This window comes from Paraburkholderia kirstenboschensis (assembly GCF_032806925.1).
In the GTDB taxonomy this organism is placed as follows: domain Bacteria; phylum Pseudomonadota; class Gammaproteobacteria; order Burkholderiales; family Burkholderiaceae; genus Paraburkholderia; species Paraburkholderia kirstenboschensis.
On the sequence record NZ_CP136513.1, the window covers coordinates 3,895,074 to 3,910,278 of the forward strand.

Annotated in this window: 13 protein-coding genes; 8 read left to right on the top strand and 5 right to left on the bottom strand. The window is 64.2% G+C overall.

The features are described from left to right. Positions 1–105: 105 nt before the first annotated feature. Both RW095_RS40145 and RW095_RS40150 read left to right on the top strand, forming a co-directional pair. On the top strand, positions 106–1,989 hold the full coding sequence (locus RW095_RS40145; protein WP_317021103.1) for a tetratricopeptide repeat protein: 1,884 nt from the start codon (positions 106–108) through the stop codon (positions 1,987–1,989). Beyond that, positions 1,989–3,716 carry a glycosyltransferase family 9 protein gene (locus RW095_RS40150; protein ID WP_317021104.1) on the top strand — a complete coding sequence of 576 codons (1,728 nt, stop codon included), beginning with the start codon at positions 1,989–1,991 and terminating at the stop codon, positions 3,714–3,716. The genes RW095_RS40145 and RW095_RS40150 overlap by 1 nt, the downstream gene beginning before the upstream one ends. Before the next feature lie 102 nt (positions 3,717–3,818). On the opposite strand, the gene RW095_RS40155 is transcribed toward RW095_RS40150, so the two are convergent. Then, positions 3,819–4,325 (bottom strand): OmpA family protein, encoded by a 507-nt coding sequence (locus tag RW095_RS40155; protein WP_317021105.1) that lies wholly within the window; start codon positions 4,323–4,325, stop codon positions 3,819–3,821. Between the two features lie 238 nt (positions 4,326–4,563). On the opposite strand from RW095_RS40155, the gene RW095_RS40160 reads away from it, so the two are divergent. The 6 genes from RW095_RS40160 (at position 4,564) to RW095_RS40185 (ending at position 10,237) form a co-directional block, all read left to right on the top strand. Beyond that, positions 4,564–5,274, top strand: a complete 711-nt coding sequence (locus tag RW095_RS40160) for a chorismate--pyruvate lyase family protein (RefSeq protein WP_317021106.1) — start codon at positions 4,564–4,566, stop codon at positions 5,272–5,274. Then, entirely contained in the window at positions 5,274–5,747 is a 474-nt protein-coding gene (locus RW095_RS40165) for a DNA-deoxyinosine glycosylase (protein WP_317021107.1), read from the top strand. The genes RW095_RS40160 and RW095_RS40165 overlap by 1 nt, the downstream gene beginning before the upstream one ends. Then, the gene (locus tag RW095_RS40170) at positions 5,744–6,655 is read left to right on the top strand and encodes a class I SAM-dependent methyltransferase (protein ID WP_317021108.1); all 912 of its coding nucleotides are present in this window, start codon (positions 5,744–5,746) and stop codon (positions 6,653–6,655) included. Before RW095_RS40165 ends, RW095_RS40170 begins: the two co-directional genes overlap by 4 nt. Before the next feature lie 431 nt (positions 6,656–7,086). Then, positions 7,087–7,326, top strand: coding sequence for a DUF3311 domain-containing protein (locus RW095_RS40175; RefSeq protein WP_128591032.1), 240 nt, complete (start codon positions 7,087–7,089; stop codon positions 7,324–7,326). Next, positions 7,326–8,876 (top strand): monocarboxylate uptake permease MctP, encoded by a 1,551-nt coding sequence (gene mctP / locus RW095_RS40180; RefSeq protein ID WP_317021109.1) that lies wholly within the window; start codon positions 7,326–7,328, stop codon positions 8,874–8,876. The genes RW095_RS40175 and mctP overlap by 1 nt, the downstream gene beginning before the upstream one ends. Before the next feature lie 161 nt (positions 8,877–9,037). Next, the gene (locus tag RW095_RS40185; RefSeq protein WP_317021110.1) at positions 9,038–10,237 is read left to right on the top strand and encodes an FUSC family protein; all 1,200 of its coding nucleotides are present in this window, start codon (positions 9,038–9,040) and stop codon (positions 10,235–10,237) included. Positions 10,238–10,466: 229 nt separating this feature from the next. Here the strand turns inward: RW095_RS40185 and RW095_RS40190 are convergent, their stop codons facing one another. From RW095_RS40190 to RW095_RS40205, 4 genes are all read right to left on the bottom strand, one after another. Further along, complete coding sequence (locus RW095_RS40190) at positions 10,467–10,883, bottom strand: VOC family protein (RefSeq protein WP_317021111.1); 417 nt, start codon at positions 10,881–10,883, stop codon at positions 10,467–10,469. A gap of 323 nt (positions 10,884–11,206) precedes the next feature. After that, complete coding sequence (gene tal / locus RW095_RS40195) at positions 11,207–12,160, bottom strand: transaldolase (protein WP_317021112.1); 954 nt, start codon at positions 12,158–12,160, stop codon at positions 11,207–11,209. Between the two features lie 576 nt (positions 12,161–12,736). Beyond that, on the bottom strand, positions 12,737–13,957 hold the full coding sequence (locus RW095_RS40200) for a benzoate/H(+) symporter BenE family transporter (protein WP_317021113.1): 1,221 nt from the start codon (positions 13,955–13,957) through the stop codon (positions 12,737–12,739). A gap of 40 nt (positions 13,958–13,997) precedes the next feature. Then, positions 13,998–15,173 (bottom strand): vWA domain-containing protein, encoded by a 1,176-nt coding sequence (locus tag RW095_RS40205; protein WP_317021114.1) that lies wholly within the window; start codon positions 15,171–15,173, stop codon positions 13,998–14,000. Positions 15,174–15,205: the final 32 nt, after the last annotated feature.

The window sequence follows — 15,205 nt, forward strand, 5'->3', positions numbered from 1 at the left end:
TGAAGATCAGGCACGTTCTTCGAGCCACTTTCTGTACAAGCCGTGCGCGTGGAAATCTCTTTTGCGATTGAAGCGCCTGCGCGTTGCGGCACCTCCTGAGATTTCATGTCCGATTCCGCTTTGGCCGCCCCGGCGGTACTGATCAATGTCACAACGCCTCTCGAGACGGTTCATCTTCTGTGGTCGGTTCTGCGCGAGGAGGGCCTCCACGCCGCCGTGCTGCGCGCGGCCGAACTGGCTGCCGCTGGTGTGACATGGCAGTTGCACGCCGATCTGCACGCGAGCGCGGGGCGCTTCGAAGAGGCGTATCACAGCGCGTCGCAGGCACAAGCGGAAGCCAGTGGCGCGCGCCATGCTCGCCTTGCGTTATTCGCGGACGCGGTCGGCCGCGGCGAGGTCGCGTGGCATCACAGCGAAGTCGCGGTCGCCGCACAGCCGCTCGCTACCACGCTTGAATGGATCGTCTGGCTCATCAACGGCTGTGGCGCGCATTCGGCGGCGGCGCATATGTTGCGCGCCTATCGGCAGCGAGCGCCGCGCGACGCGCGCGCGCCCTGGTGGCTTGCTATTTCGCTCGGTGCGCTCGGTGCACCAGGCGGTCCCGGCGCGCGCGAGGAGCGGCGCACGGCGCTCGCGAGCGCATACGCGCTCGACCCGGCCGTCGATCCGGCGTTGCCGTTGCAACTCGTACTGGCATTGCGCGAGGTGCGCGACTGGGCTGCCGTCGAGCAAGTGTGCCGCGAGGCGCTGGCGCGCAATCCCGCAGACGCGGAGATGGCCTGGCAGCTCAGTCACGCGCAATGGCAGTGCAACGACGCAGCAGCGGCCGAGGCGACCATGCGTGCCGCGAATGCTGCGTCGCCAGGCAATGCCGACGTGCTCGCCGCGATTGGCCTCTATCTATGCGAGCAGGCACGCTACGGGGAAAGTGCCGCAATGCTGCACGAAGCACTCGCGGTCAATCCAAACGCGGTGACACCGGCAGTCGATCTCGCGGACCTCGACTTGCGGCACGGCGCATGGACAAGCGGCTGGAAGCGTTTTGAGGCACGCCTCGCACGCGACGACCGCGAGCCGAACAATATCGTTTCTGTCATGGCTCGCCTGTGTCCGCGCTGGCAAGGCGAGGCACTCGCCGGCAAGACGCTTGTCGTGCACAGCGAACTGGGCAACGGCGACGATATCCACATGGTGCGCTATGTGCCGCAACTTGCCGCCCGCGTGCGTCAGGAAGGCGGCAAGCTCGTGCTCTGTGTGCGCAAGTCGTTGCATGCGCTGCTCACGCGTTTTTACCCGGATTGCGTGTCCATCGAAGACGGCCCGCTCGGCGCGCCGGATTACAGCCTGCCCATCATGAGCTTGCCGCTCGTGTTGGATCTGCAGCCGCAGCAGGTCAGGGGCGATGCGTATCTTCGTGCCGACCCGAACAAGGTGAGCGCATGGCGCGAGCGGCTACACAGACAGACGCCGCAGGCGAGGCTGCATGTCGGGCTCGTGTGGGCGGGAAGCCCTACGCATCGTCGCGATGAGAAGCGTTCGATTGCGCGCGCAACGCTTGAACCGTTGCTGTCGCTTGCCGATGTCATGTTCTATTCGCTTACGCCAGGACGTGCGGCCGACGTCGCGGTGTTGACCGCGCAGGGTTATCGCGTGTGCGACATGACGGCGCAATACCACGCCGGCTTTGACGACGTTGCCGCCCATCTCGGTGCGCTCGACGCCTTGGTCACGATCGACAGTGCACCGTTGCATCTTGGCGGCGCGTTAGGGCGGCCGGTGTTCGCGATGCTCGACCACGTGTCGCATTGGGCGTGGGGCAACGAGGAGACGCAACCTTGGTACGACTCGCTGGAACTCTTCAGGCAGCCGCAGCCGGGGCACTGGGCTCCGGTCATCCAGCGAGTAACGGCGCGCCTGCAAGCGCTGATGACAGCCGGCGCGAGCAGCACGAACTCGAGCCACGCAGCGCATCCGGCGGTAAGCGGCTGATGGCAAAGCCCGTGCGCGACTCAGCTTTATTATGCAGCGAGGCTGCGCCAGGCGACGCAGAAGCTCTGCATCAGCTCGGCCTTGCATACTTCCGCGAGGGCGCGCTCGAGCGTGCCTGCGAGCAGCTAGATCGCGCACTGAATGTCGCGCCCGATCGTGCGGATATCTGGGAGCATCGCGGGCTGCTTGCCGTGCTGCGCGGCGATCGGATCGCGGCCGAGGCGTTCTACCATCGGGCGCTGAACATAAGCGGTGGCAGTGCCAGCGTTCATCGAAATCTTGCCGATTGCCTGAAGCTGTCCGCGCGATTCACCGAGGCGCGCCAGCACTATCAAACCGCGTTGCACTTCGAGCCCGCTTTGCACCACGCGGTTCGCGCGCTCGCGCAGATCTGCACGGAACAGGAACAGCATGCCGACGCAGCGAACTATTGGCTGCGCGCATGGGCACTCGACTCCGCGAACATTGCAGATGCGTTCATGCTGATCGCGGCCTTGTCGAAAGCGCAGCGCGATGCCGAGATCGGCGATCTGTTGCCGGCCCTGCGCGCACGGTGCAACTCTGATGCAGCGGCTCTCCAGCAGCTCGCATTCGCTCTGAACGGCGCGCATCGTTTTGCCGACGCGATCAGCGTCGCGAGGCAGGGAATCGGCGTCGAACCGCACAACGCCTGGCTGCATCACAACGCATCGTTCGCGCTCAATATGCTCGGCGACGTCGAACAAATGCAGATGCACACCGCAGAGGCCGCCCGGCTGATGCCCGCCGACCCGTCCATGCAGTTCAACCTCGCCGCCGCACAGCTCCGCACGGGCAATTTCGAACGAGGCTGGAAGCAATACCGGTGGCATGACGCGCTACCGGAAAATCACGATCTGGTTCGCCCCGATTTTCCGGAGTGGCACGGCGAGCGCGTGCTCGGCTGCCGCTTCCTGCTAATCGGCGAACAGGGGCTTGGCGATCAGATCCAGTTTCTGGGTATGGCCGACTGGCTGCATCGGCGTGGCGCGCAGGTGGACGTCTGGGTCGAAGAGCCGCTTGGCGACGTGGCGCGCCATGCGGCCGGCGTGCATGCGGCCTGGACCACCGCGCCGCCCGGCCCGTACGACTACTGGTGCCGCATGTTGAGCGTGCCGGCGCATATGAACCTCGAATTGTCGATGTTGCCGCTTGCCACGGCTTATCTGCAAGCAAAGCCCGCAGAGGTGCAGCGTTGGCGTGACCGCCTGGAGGTATTCGGTCCTGTCAAGGCGCAAGGGCCGTTCACAAAGCGCGTCGGCATCGTTTGGGCGGGCAATCCCGCGTATGCGCTCGACCGCTATCGGTCCACTGCGCTTCAGCAATGGCGGCCGCTTCTGGAGCAGCCGGGCGTGCGTTGGTTCTCGCTGCAGAAAGGGGATGCGCGGCACGACGCGGCGGCTTTGCCCAAGGGTGCCGACATGCACGTCCTCGGGCCGCAGATTCACAGCTTCCTGGATACGCTGGCGATTATTCAGTCGCTCGATCTGGTCGTTACAGTAGACACCGCGGTCGCGCATCTGGCCGGGGCATGCGGCACGCCGGTCTGGGCGCTGGTGCCCACCTTCACAGACTGGCGCTGGATGGTCGAGCGCGCTGATAGTCCATGGTATCCGTCAATGCGGCTTTTCAGGCAACGTGAGTTGAATCAGTGGGACGCGGTGCTCGCTGACGTCGCGCAGGCACTGCAGGAGTATGTCGGCAGGTGAGTCGGCAGGTGAGTCGGCAGGTGAGTCGGTAGCTGAGCCGGGCGCGCACGGCGCAGCCGGCCCTGGGTGTTACCAGCGTAGTCCGCCTGACGCGGCTGCTGCCTACTTCTTGCCCATTAACGTTTCCATGGATTCGCCGCGCACGACGATCTCAGTGCGGCGATTGAGCGCGCGTCCTTCGGGAGTGTCGTTGCTTGCAACCGGATTGTTGTACGCGTTGCCCTTGGTCCGAATACGCTCCATCGTCACGCCGCGCGCCACGAGCGCGTAACCCACGGCCGTCGCGCGCGCTTCCGAGAGTTGCTGGTTGTAGTCGAGCGTGCCGATATTGTCCGTGTAGCCTTCGACGATGATCGGCTTCTTGCTGCGCTTGAGCAGCACCGCGGAACGATCGACCACCGCGCTCGCGTCGCCGCGCACTTCCGACTTGTTGAAATCGAACAGTGCTTTCTCGGGCAGCTTCACGGCGACGCCGTCGGCGACCGGTGCGACCTCGATGCCCACGGCCTTGTTCAACGACGTCTCAGTGTCGCGGTTCAACGGCGCCGCGCAGCCAGCCACCAGCAGCACCGACATTGCGCAGGCGCTCATGCTCAGAATTTTCTTCATGCTTGTTCTCTCGTTCGTTTGCAGATCGGATGGCGCGCCCGTCGATAGCGGGCGAATCGCCGGTTCGTAAAGCACGGAGGTTTTATCGTGGGTCGCGGCGATGGAGAATCGGACCTTTCCGAAATCGGCGACTTGATTGAGTGTTTCGACACCGATGTGGCGGTGAAGCTGAATCGTCGGAAAAGGCGCCTGCGTGCCGGGCAATCGTCCGACAGTCGCGCCGTTATAATCCGAACCCATGCCTATCCGTTTCGATGCCGCCGACGCGCACTGGCGCGTCGCTCCCTTGCCCGGCCTCAGCGCCGCACAGAAAGACTGGTTGACCCGTGGCGGTTCGCTGACCGCGCATCTGCGCGCGCTCGGCGAGGTCGCGGTGCGTGTCACGCGCGAAGGTGTGGCGTTGGCCTGGGCCGACGAGCATGCCGCGCTGTGTCTTCGCGTGCGCGCGCCTGTGTGGGTGCGCGAGGTCGTCTTGTCGGTCGACGCCGTGCCGTTTGTCGCCGCGCACAGCGTTGCGCCTCTGGCCGCGAGCGTCGGCGTATGGCAGGCCACGCGTCGCTTGCGCACGCGGCCGCTCGCGGAACTGTTGTATAGCGACAGCAGCGTCGCGCGTTCGGCGCTGGTCAGCCGCCGCGTAACCGCGCGGCATCCGCTGTACCGGTTGGCGGCGCGTGAAGTCAGCGGGATGCCGCCGCACGCACTGGCGGCGCGCCGCTCGGTGTTCGAGCGGCATGGCGAGCCGCTGATGGTCACCGAATGTTTCTTGCCGGCACTGTGGACGCATCTCGCGTCTCTATCGAATGTCGGCGGCGCTCGCCACTCAATCGCTTCCACCGCCGATGCCACGCATGCAGCTCACCCGCGCATGCGCGAACATGGCCGGCCGATCGAGCACACGGCATCGCGCGCGCATCCTGCGACGCGTGCCGCCAGTGAGCGGAGCCGATAATGTTGCGCGGCTTTCCTCCGATTGTCGCCGCCGACACACATACGCTGATTCTCGGCAGCTTTCCCGGCGAGGCGTCGCTCGCAGCGACCCAGTACTACGCGCATCCGCGCAACCAGTTCTGGCGTCTGCTCGGCGCCGTGCTCGACGACCCGCTCGCGGAACTCCCCTACGAAGAGCGGCTGCGGCGTGTGCTTTCTCATGGGATCGGCGTGTGGGACGTGCTCGCCGCGTGCCATCGCGAGGGCAGTCTCGATGCGGCCATTCGCAACGCGCAGCCGAACGACTTTGCATCGCTGCGCGAACACGCGCCGAAGCTGAGCAAGGTCTGCTTCAACGGCAAGACGGCGGGCCGCTTCGCGCCGGTGATAGGCGAGGCGGGCTACACGACCCTCGTGTTGCCTTCGTCGAGTCCGGCCAATGCTATGCTCTCGTTCGATCAAAAATTGCGCTTGTGGCGCGACATCCTGACATGACGAAACTCATCAAGCGCGCTTCGGCTGAAGCGCGTGCATTTCGCAACCGCAACGCTGACGGCGCGGGCAAGCGCGACGTCGCGCGCAACAAGAAAAAGACATCGCACGACGACGATCTGCACGACGCGCCGCAAATCGAAACGCCGCGCAAGCCGCGTTTTGCGCCCGTCACGTTCTCGGAAGAGGGCGGCGTGCGTTATCTGCATTTCGGCACGGAGTGGGTGCAAGGCGCGATGCGTCTGCGCAAGCCGGACCACATCGAACTCGAATACGCGCAGCAAATGATGGCGTGGTTGCTGTTCATCGAAACGCCCAGGCGCATCGTGCAGCTCGGCCTCGGTGCGGCTGCGCTCACCAAGTTCGCGCATCGCTTCCTGGAGCGCGCCAAGGTCGAGGCGGTCGAAGTGAACCCGGCGGTGGTCATCGCCGCTCGCGCGATGTTCGAATTGCCGCCAGACGACGCGCGCCTCACGGTGCATGAGACGGACGCGTGGGACTTCGTCAACGACCGTGCAAACCACGGCACGATCGGCGCATTGCAAATCGACATTTACGATGCAACGGCGCGCGGCCCGGTGCTCGACAGCGTCGGCTTCTATCGTGCGGCTCGCGCGTGCCTGACGGATGCGGGCGTGGCAACGGTGAATCTTTTCGGCGACCACCCGAGCTTCGTGCGCAACATGAAGCGTCTGAACGAAGCGTTCGACGGTCGCGTCGTCGCGCTGCCGGAAGTGCACGACGGCAACCGCATCGCGATTGCGTTTTCCGGCCCCGCGCTCGACGTGCCGTTCACGGCGCTGCAAACACGCGCGAAGCTGATCGAAGCGGAACTCGGCTTGCCCGCGCGCAAGTGGATCAAGGGCCTGCAGGAGTCGACCGGACAGACGGGCGCGTCGTTCGTCATCTGATCGCATTCAGCCGCAAGGGGCCGGGCCCTGACGGACCGGCCTCGCCCTGACGAACGTCGCATCCGCGCGACGGAATTCAGATCTGCTATCTATCCGGCATTGCGCCGCGAATCCGCTGTTTTCTCCTCCGCACGGGAACACCGCCAAGGCGCAAGATCCGCGCCGCGCGTAGGTCCTGGCCAGGTCGCTCTGCCCGGCCGGCATCCGCTGAAACACCGTCCTGCCGGCTCTGACAGCAGTGCCAATGCCTCGGGTCCTCCCTGCTTGACCGCACGTTCGCGGCTCCTATACTCTTTCGAGGCTTTCGGGGTACTCGTGTCACACGCGGGGCGATCCTCCGCGGGCTTGCTGCCGCGAGCCGGTTTTCCGCGTGGCGGTCCAGCACCCGTCGAACACGGGCCAACATTTCAATAATAGGAAGAGGAGACGTCATGGCTCACGACGCCGACGCGAATAAAGCCAGCAAGCACTGGCTCTGGCTGTTGCTGTTACCCTGGATCGCCATGGTCTGGGTGCCGTCGTACAACAAGGTCGAACCGGTATTGTTCGACTTTCCGTTTTTCTACTGGTATCAGCTTCTCTGGGTGCTGATCAGCGCAGTCATTACGGCGCTCGTCTATATGAAGACCAAGACGCGCTCGTCGGGCCGTCCTCAGGGGGACGCACGATAATGAACGCCATCGCAACTTTCGTCTTCGTTCTATTTTTCATCGGCGTCACGATTCTCGGTTTTATCGCGGCGCACTGGCGGCGCGGCGATCTCGCGCATCTGGAAGAGTGGGGTCTCGGCGGCCGGCGCTTCGGCACCATCGTCACCTGGTTTCTGCTGGGCGGCGACCTCTACACCGCGTACACCTTCATCGCTGTGCCGGCGTTGGTATTCGGTGCGGGCGCAACGGGTTTCTTCGCGCTGCCGTACACCATCCTGATCTACCCGTTCGCGTTCGTCGTGTTCCCGAAACTGTGGAGTATCGCGAAACGTCAGGGCTACGTGACGTCGGCGGACTTCATGTCGGCACGCTACGGCAGCCGCATGCTCGCTCTCGCGATCGCCGTGACCGGCATCGTCGCGACCATGCCGTACATCGCGTTGCAACTGGTCGGGATCGAAGTGGTGATCGGCGCGCTCGGCTTCGACACGAAGGGCTTCGTCGGCGATCTGCCGCTGATCATCGCGTTCGCTATCCTGGCCGCGTACACGTACACGTCGGGCTTGCGCGCGCCGGCCATGATTGCCGTGGTCAAGGACGTCCTGATCTACGTCACGATCTTCGCTGCGGTCATCGTCATTCCGCCGCAACTGGGCGGCTTCGGCCACATCTTCGCATCGGTGCCGCCGGCAAAGTTACTGCTGAAGGCGCCGGACGTGTCGAGTCTGAACGGCTATAGCGCGTATGCGACGCTCGCGGTGGGTTCGGCGCTCGCGCTGTTCCTGTACCCGCACTCGATCACGGCAGTCTTGTCGTCGAAATCGGGCAACACGATCCGCCGTAATATGGCGATGCTGCCGGCTTACTCGCTCGTGCTTGGTTTGCTCGCGCTGCTCGGTTTCATGGCGCTTGCCTCGGGCGTGAAGGACATGCCGGAATTCGCGCCGTACTTCAAGGCGTTCGGCCCGAACTTCGCGGTGCCGGCGCTGTTCCTGCACTTCTTCCCGTCGTGGTTCGTCGGCGTGGCGTTCGCTGCCATTGGCATCGGCGCGCTGGTGCCGGCGGCGATTATGTCGATTGCGGCAGCGAACCTGTACACGCGCAACATCCACAAAGAGTTCGTGAACCGCAACATGACGCACGAACAGGAGACCAACGTCGCGAAGCTCGTGTCGCTGATCGTCAAGGTCGGCGCGGTCGCGTTCATTCTCGGCCTGCCGCTCACCTACGCGATCCAGTTGCAATTGCTCGGCGGCATCTGGATCATCCAGACGCTGCCCGCAATCGTGCTCGGCCTGTACACGCGCGTGCTCGACTATCGCGGCTTGCTGCTCGGCTGGGCAGTCGGCATCGCGACCGGCACGTGGATGGCCGTTTCGCTGAAGCTCGCCAGTTCCATCTTTACGATCCACCTGTTCGGCATGGCGATTCCGGGCTACGCGGCGGTCTGGTCGCTGATCGTGAACCTGGTGGTGGCCGTGGTGGTGAGCCTGCTGGTGCGCGCGTTCGGCATGCAGCGCGCCGAAGACCGCACGAGTCCGGAAGATTATCTGGACGTGGTCGAAAGCTGAGCGTCGCAAGCTAGCCGGGCCGCTGGGCATGCCAACCGGCAAGTGAAACGATGCAACGGAAACCGCAGCGCCCGCAGATGAAAGTCTGCGGGCGTTTGTGTTTGCGGCGCACTCCAGGGCACGATAGCGGGACCGTCTCTCAAAGCGCCGCTAACTCCGCCATGGCTCCTGCCGATTCCCGCACCGTGATTCCACGCCGCTCGGCGGTGAGCCGGATGGTTCGCGCGATCACGTCGCCGTATTACCGTTATCGACACGCGAAGGTCCTGCACAGCCTGCGCGTGGGACTGGCGATGCTGTTCTCGATCCTGGCGACAACCGGTATCGACATTCCGCACGGCATCTGGTCGTCGGTGACGCTGCTCGTGGTGATCGGCGGTTTGCAGCACCACGGCAATATCCGCAAGAAAGCGGCGGAGCGGGCCGCGGGCACCTTGCTCGGGGCGTCGATCGGGCTGCTGCTGATCGTGCAGCAGAATCTGCTTGGTTCGCTGCCGCTCACCTATGTGTTGATGTCCATCCTTGCCGCCATCTGCGCGTGGTTCGCGATCGGTTCGTCCGGCTATATCGGGCTGTTGACGGCCATTACGATGTGCATCGTCGCGGGGCATGGCGACAATCTGATCGACGTCGGCCTGTGGCGCACGCTGAACGTGTTGATCGGCATTGTGATTGCGCTGGCTTTTTCATTCGCGCTGCCGCTGCACGCAACCTATTCTTGGCGCTACGGTATTGCGGCCAATCTGCGCGAGTGCGCGCAAATCTATACGCGTTTGCTGGAAGGCGAGACGATTGGCGAGGAGGAGCAGGTGAAGCGGTTTCTCGCGATCAACCGGCGGCTCGTGCAATTGCGCTCGCTGATGCCTTCGGTGGCCAAGGAAGTCGACGTGCCGCAGGCGAAGCTCGAGGAGATTCAGCGGCTGCATCGCTCGGTGCTGAGTTCGCTCGAACTGCTTGCAACCGGTCCACTGATGCAGGCCGGCGCAGCCGCGCGCACCGCGTATGCCGAACAGTGCGGCGCGGAGGTGCGGGCGGTGCGCGCCATTCTGCTCGCGATTGCACGCGGCCTGCGCTTTGGCCGCGCGACGCATTTTGGGATTCCGGCGGGCGGCGGTGCGGTGGCCTGCGGTCCGGTGGCTGGCAAACCGGCGGCCGGCGCGCCGGTGGCGGGCGATCTGGCCGCGTCGCCGCTCGCGCAAACCGCGGGCAACGCGGCGCTTAAACTGCCGCCCGACCTGCAAGGGCCGTATTGGCTCGGGCAGCGGCTCGCGGAACAGGTGGACCGCCTGTGCGCAGCGTTGCTCGAGACAGAGGTGAACTGGAACATCGAGCGGCGCTCGCGGGTTTTGCAGAAGGCTTAGATGGGGGAGGCGGGAGGAAGTTGGTCATGGTTCCCGGCCGTGGCTGCGGCCGCGGCAGTGACGCTCGCTCCCTCCCTGGCCGCCGCGATAACAATAGTAGCGGCAGCGCCTGTCGCCGCGGCAGCAGGCGACTACAGCGACATCATCGCCATCGCGCGGGGTCAAACGGTTGCGCGCCCCCGCCCTAACCATCGGTCACTTATGCGCCCGCCACCGCCCTGACCGCCGGTCACTCTTGCGGCAGCGTCACCATCCACATCAGGCCGAAGCGGTCCACGGCCATGCCGAAACCTTTGCTCCAGAAGGTCTCGCCCCATGGCATCACGATCTGGCCGCCATCGGCGAGCGCGCTGAAGTATTTTTGCGCCGATGACGTGTCGTCCGCCGTCAGCGACAGGCTGAAGCCGCTCATGGGCTTCGCGTCCTGATCGCAATTGCCGTCGGACGCCATCCACTGCGTTGAGCCCATCTGGACATTCGCATGCATGATCTTGTCTTCGACGCCGGCACGCGGCGGGTTCTGCGGGTCGGGCGGCGCGTCCTTGAAGCGCATCATGAACGTGACCTCGGCGCCGAGGTGCTGGCGATAATAGTCGAGCGCTTCTTCGCAGCGTCCGTTGAAAAATACGTAGGGTTGAACTTCCATCACCGTCTCCCGAAATATGGATGTGGACGCCCTGGCGCCGTACGGCAGGCGAAGGCGTAGGCGTGCAGACCATTTTAGGCAACGGTTTTCGGGTGATTGTGACTTTGTGTCGTGAGGAAAAGACGGCTTGCTGGCAACCACCGAAGCGCGCGTCAGAGGATGAGCGGACACGCGGTAAACGGAACGCGGCCCCGAACCATGAGCTTCGGGGCCGCGTGTTGTAGCGGCTGGTGTTGCGGCGCGTTGCCGCGCTTACTGTGATCGCCTGTGGTGGTCGCGGATTCTTGCCTGGGTACGACGACCGCAGCGGTTGACGCAGGCGTTTAACGCAGCGCTTCGATCAGTTTTTCCAGCTTGACTGCGTCGGCCGCAAACGCGCGGATGCCTTCAGCGAGCTTTTCGGTTGCCATGGCCTCGTCGTTGACGAGGAAGCGGAACGACGCTTCGTCGACCGGCACGCGTTCGATGTCGGCGTCTTTCGCGCTATCTGGCGAGAGCTTGCGCTCCACCTTGTCGGTGCTTTCATGTAGCTTTTGCAGCAGATCCGGGCTGATGGTCAGCAAATCGCAGCCCGCCAGTTCCAGAATCTGACCCGTCGTGCGGAAGCTCGCGCCCATCACCTCGGTCTTGTAGCCGAATTTCTTGTAGTACGCGTAAATGCGGCGCACGGACTGCACGCCCGGGTCGTTCGCGCCGCCGTCCTTCGCTTCGTCCCACGCACTGCCGGCGTTCTTCTTGTACCAGTCGTAAATGCGGCCGACGAACGGCGAGATCAGCTTCGCCCCGGCGTCGGCACAGGCAGCGGCCTGGGCGAGCGAGAACAGCAGCGTCATGTTGCAGTTGATGCCTTCTTTCTGGAGCACTTCGGCCGCGCGCACGCCTTCCCACGTGGAAGCCAGTTTGACCAGCACGCGTTCCCGGTCGATGCCGTGCGCCTTGTAGAGCGCGATGATTTCGCGGCCCTTGGCGATCGACCCTTGTACGTCGAACGACAGGCGCGCATCCACTTCGGTCGACACGCGCCCAGGGATGATTTTCAGGATTTCGGTGCCGAAAGCGATCAGCAACTGGTCGATGATCGCGCCCAACGGCTTCGACGCATGGTCTTTCACCGTTTTTTCGAGCAGCGGCCGGTAGTCGTCTTTCTGGACGGCCTTCAGGATCAGCGAGGGATTGGTGGTCGCGTCCTGCGGTTTGTACTGCGCGAGTTGCTGGAAGTCGCCGGTATCGGCAACGACCGTGGTGTATTGCTTGAGTTGATCGAGTGCGGTTGTCATATTCGTGCCTTCAGAGGGCGCATGCGCCGTGGTTCAGGAGAACGAGGTCGCCGCCGGAATGAAAGACCGGGCCCGGCGGCCGCGAGTCACGCTGCAGCACTTGCCCGATGTTGCCGGGAAACGCTGCCGGATGCTTCTATTTTATGGCGGATCGTCGGATGTAGTGTTGACAGTTGGCAGCGGCGATCCGTTCACAGCTATCTCACAGCAATTTGGCGGCGAATCCGTGTGGCGAATCCGTGCGGCGGTTCGGGGCGTCGGTTTGCGCGCCGGTCGCAGCGCGCGGGCGCCGCGCCAGATTCGACGCGTCGCGCAACGCCGTGCGCCGCATCATCCAACACGCCGTGGGCCGCATCACCCAACACGCCCTGAGCCGCATCACCCGACACGCCGTGCGCCATGCCACCCACAGTGCTTAGCATGCGCCGCTCCAGAAGCGCCGAGTCGCCGGCTGCCGCATCCACGCCTGCCGTGCCTCGCGTCGCGCAACGGTCATCGCTCTGCACCGCGTCATGCCACGGCGCCCGCTATGCGCCGCGTGCAAAATACCCGCGTGACACCGCCTGTCACCCATACTCATGCGCGCCGCGCATTCAGCACGACTTGCGTGAGCACGCCCGCCACCAGTCCCCAGAACGCCGAGCCGATGGACAGCAGCGTCAGCCCCGACGCCGTCACCATGAAAGTTACGAGCGCCGCTTCGCGCTGCCTGACGTCCTGCATCGCGTTGGTGAGGCCGCTCATGATCGATCCAAACAGCGCCAGCGCCGCCACGGACACGACGAGTTCGCGCGGGAACGCCGCGAACAGCGCCGCAATGGTCGCGCCGAAAACGCCGGCGATCAGATAGAAGATGCCGCACCACACCGCGGCCATGTAGCGCTTGCCGTGGTTTTCGTGCGCCTCGGGGCCGGTACAGATCGCCGCCGTGATCGCGGCAAGGTTGACGCCGTGCGAGCCGAACGGCGCGAGCACCAGCGACGCGATTCCCGTCGCCGAAATCAGCGGCGCCGACGGCGTGGTATAGCCGTCCGCGCGCAGCACCGCGATGCCCGGCACGTTCTGTGACGCCATGGCGACCACGAAAAGCGGAATCCCAATGCTGACGCTTGCGGCGAGCGAAAACGCCGGCATCGTGAAGACGGGATGCGCGAGCGCCACCTGAAAGTGACTGAAGTCGAGCAGGCCGAGGGCGCCCGCGGCAATCGTGCCGGCGATCAGCGTCATTGGAATCGCGTAACGCGGCGCGAGGCGTTTGACGACCAGGTAGGTCAGAAACATCGTCAGCACGAGCGCCGTCTGGAACTGCGCGGCGCGAAAAATCTCGATGCCGATCTCGAACAGGATGCCCGCCAGCAGCGCAGCCGCGATGCCAGCGGGAATTTTCTTCATGAGCGTGTCGAACCAGCCCGTCAGGCCGACTATGGTCAGCAGCAGCGCGCAGACGATAAACGCGCCGATCGCCTGCCCGTAAGGCACATGCGGCAGCGACGACACCAGCAACGCCGCGCCGGGCGTCGACCACGCAATCACAATCGGTGCGCGAAAGCGCAGCGAGAGTCCGATCGTGCAGACGGCCATGCCGATCGACAACGCCCAGATCCACGACGAAATCTGCGCATTCGTCAGATGTGCGGCCTGACCGGCCTGGAACATGAGCACGAGCGAACTGGTGTAGCCCGTCATCATCGCGACGAAGCCCGCGACGATGGCCGACAGCGAGGTATCGGCTAATGGATTGAAGCGGCTGGGCGGAATGCCGGCAGGGACCAGATCAGGCGATGACGGGCGGCTCATGCAAGTACTTTGTTGTCGTTTAGGGTGGAGCGGGGTGGCTTTATTTGCTCAGCATGCGCATGGCCGACTCGAGCCCGGCGAGCGTGAGCGGGTACATGCGGTGGCCAAGCACTTCGCGGATCGCGCTGACGGACTGGCGGTACGCCCACAAGCCTTCAGGTTCGGGATTGAGCCACGCGTGATGCGGGAAGTGGTCGGCGAGGCGTCGCAGCCACACGGCGCCGGCTTCCGCGTTGTTGTATTCGACCGAGCCGCCCGGCTGCAGCACTTCGTAGGGGCTCATGGTCGCGTCGCCGACGAAGATCAGCTTGTAGTCGGGCGTGAATTTATGCAGCACGTCCCACGTCGGCATGCGCTCGGTGTGACGGCGACGGTTGTTCTTCCACAGGAAGTCGTACACGCAGTTGTGGAAATAGTAGAACTCGAGGTGCTTGAACTCGGCCTTCGCGGCGGAGAACAGTTCTTCTGTGCGCTTGATGTGGTCGTCCATGGAGCCGCCGACATCGAGCAGCATCAGCACTTTCACCTTGTTGTGCCGCTCGGGCACCATCTTGAGATCGAGCCAGCCGGCGTTCGCGGCCGTGCTGCGGATCGTGTCGGGCAGGTCGAGTTCTTCGGCCGCGCCTTCGCGCGCGAAGCGGCGCAAGCGGCGTAATGCCACCTTGATGTTGCGCGTGCCGATTTCGACCTGGTCGTCGTAGTCGCGATAGGCACGCGCTTCCCACACTTTCACGGCAGTGCGATTGCCCGCCGCGTCGCCACCGATGCGCACGCCTTCCGGGTTGTAGCCGCCATTGCCGAACGGCGACGTGCCGCCCGTGCCGATCCACTTGCTGCCGCCTTCGTGACGCTCTTTCTGTTCGTCGAACAGTTGCTTCAGGCGTTCCATCAATTTGTCGATGCCGCCCATCGCCTCGATTTGCGCCTTTTCTTCCGGCGACAGATCGCGTTGCAGCTTTTTCTTCAGCCAGTCGAGCGGCACGTCGAAGGCGAGTTCGGAGGTCTGCGCGACGCCGTTGAAATACGCGCCGAACGCCTGGTCGAACTTGTCGAAGTACTGTTCGTCCTTCACGAGCGTCATGCGCGCGAGGTAATAGAACTCATCGAGCGACGGCGCGATCAAGTTGGCTTTGAGCGCCTCGAGCAGCGTCAGGTATTCCTTCACCGACACGGGCAGTTTCGCGGCGCGCAGCGAGTAGAAGAAGTCGATCAGCATGCTGGTTTCTCCGCGGCGCGGGCACTCAATAA

Bases quoted from the DNA above. Each gene is read 5' to 3' on its own strand.
- RW095_RS40145 (WP_317021103.1), top strand. From the start codon at position 106: ATGTCCGATTCCGCTTTGGCCGCCCCGGCGGTACTGATCAATGTCACA.
- RW095_RS40150 (WP_317021104.1), top strand. From the start codon at position 1,989: ATGGCAAAGCCCGTGCGCGACTCAGCTTTATTATGCAGCGAGGCTGCG.
- RW095_RS40155 (WP_317021105.1), bottom strand. From the start codon at position 4,325: ATGAAGAAAATTCTGAGCATGAGCGCCTGCGCAATGTCGGTGCTGCTG.
- RW095_RS40160 (WP_317021106.1), top strand. From the start codon at position 4,564: ATGCCTATCCGTTTCGATGCCGCCGACGCGCACTGGCGCGTCGCTCCC.
- RW095_RS40165 (WP_317021107.1), top strand. From the start codon at position 5,274: ATGTTGCGCGGCTTTCCTCCGATTGTCGCCGCCGACACACATACGCTG.
- RW095_RS40170 (WP_317021108.1), top strand. From the start codon at position 5,744: ATGACGAAACTCATCAAGCGCGCTTCGGCTGAAGCGCGTGCATTTCGC.
- RW095_RS40175 (WP_128591032.1), top strand. From the start codon at position 7,087: ATGGCTCACGACGCCGACGCGAATAAAGCCAGCAAGCACTGGCTCTGG.
- mctP (WP_317021109.1), top strand. From the start codon at position 7,326: ATGAACGCCATCGCAACTTTCGTCTTCGTTCTATTTTTCATCGGCGTC.
- RW095_RS40185 (WP_317021110.1), top strand. From the start codon at position 9,038: ATGGCTCCTGCCGATTCCCGCACCGTGATTCCACGCCGCTCGGCGGTG.
- RW095_RS40190 (WP_317021111.1), bottom strand. From the start codon at position 10,883: ATGGAAGTTCAACCCTACGTATTTTTCAACGGACGCTGCGAAGAAGCG.
- tal (WP_317021112.1), bottom strand. From the start codon at position 12,160: ATGACAACCGCACTCGATCAACTCAAGCAATACACCACGGTCGTTGCC.
- RW095_RS40200 (WP_317021113.1), bottom strand. From the start codon at position 13,957: ATGAGCCGCCCGTCATCGCCTGATCTGGTCCCTGCCGGCATTCCGCCC.
- RW095_RS40205 (WP_317021114.1), bottom strand. From the start codon at position 15,173: ATGCTGATCGACTTCTTCTACTCGCTGCGCGCCGCGAAACTGCCCGTG.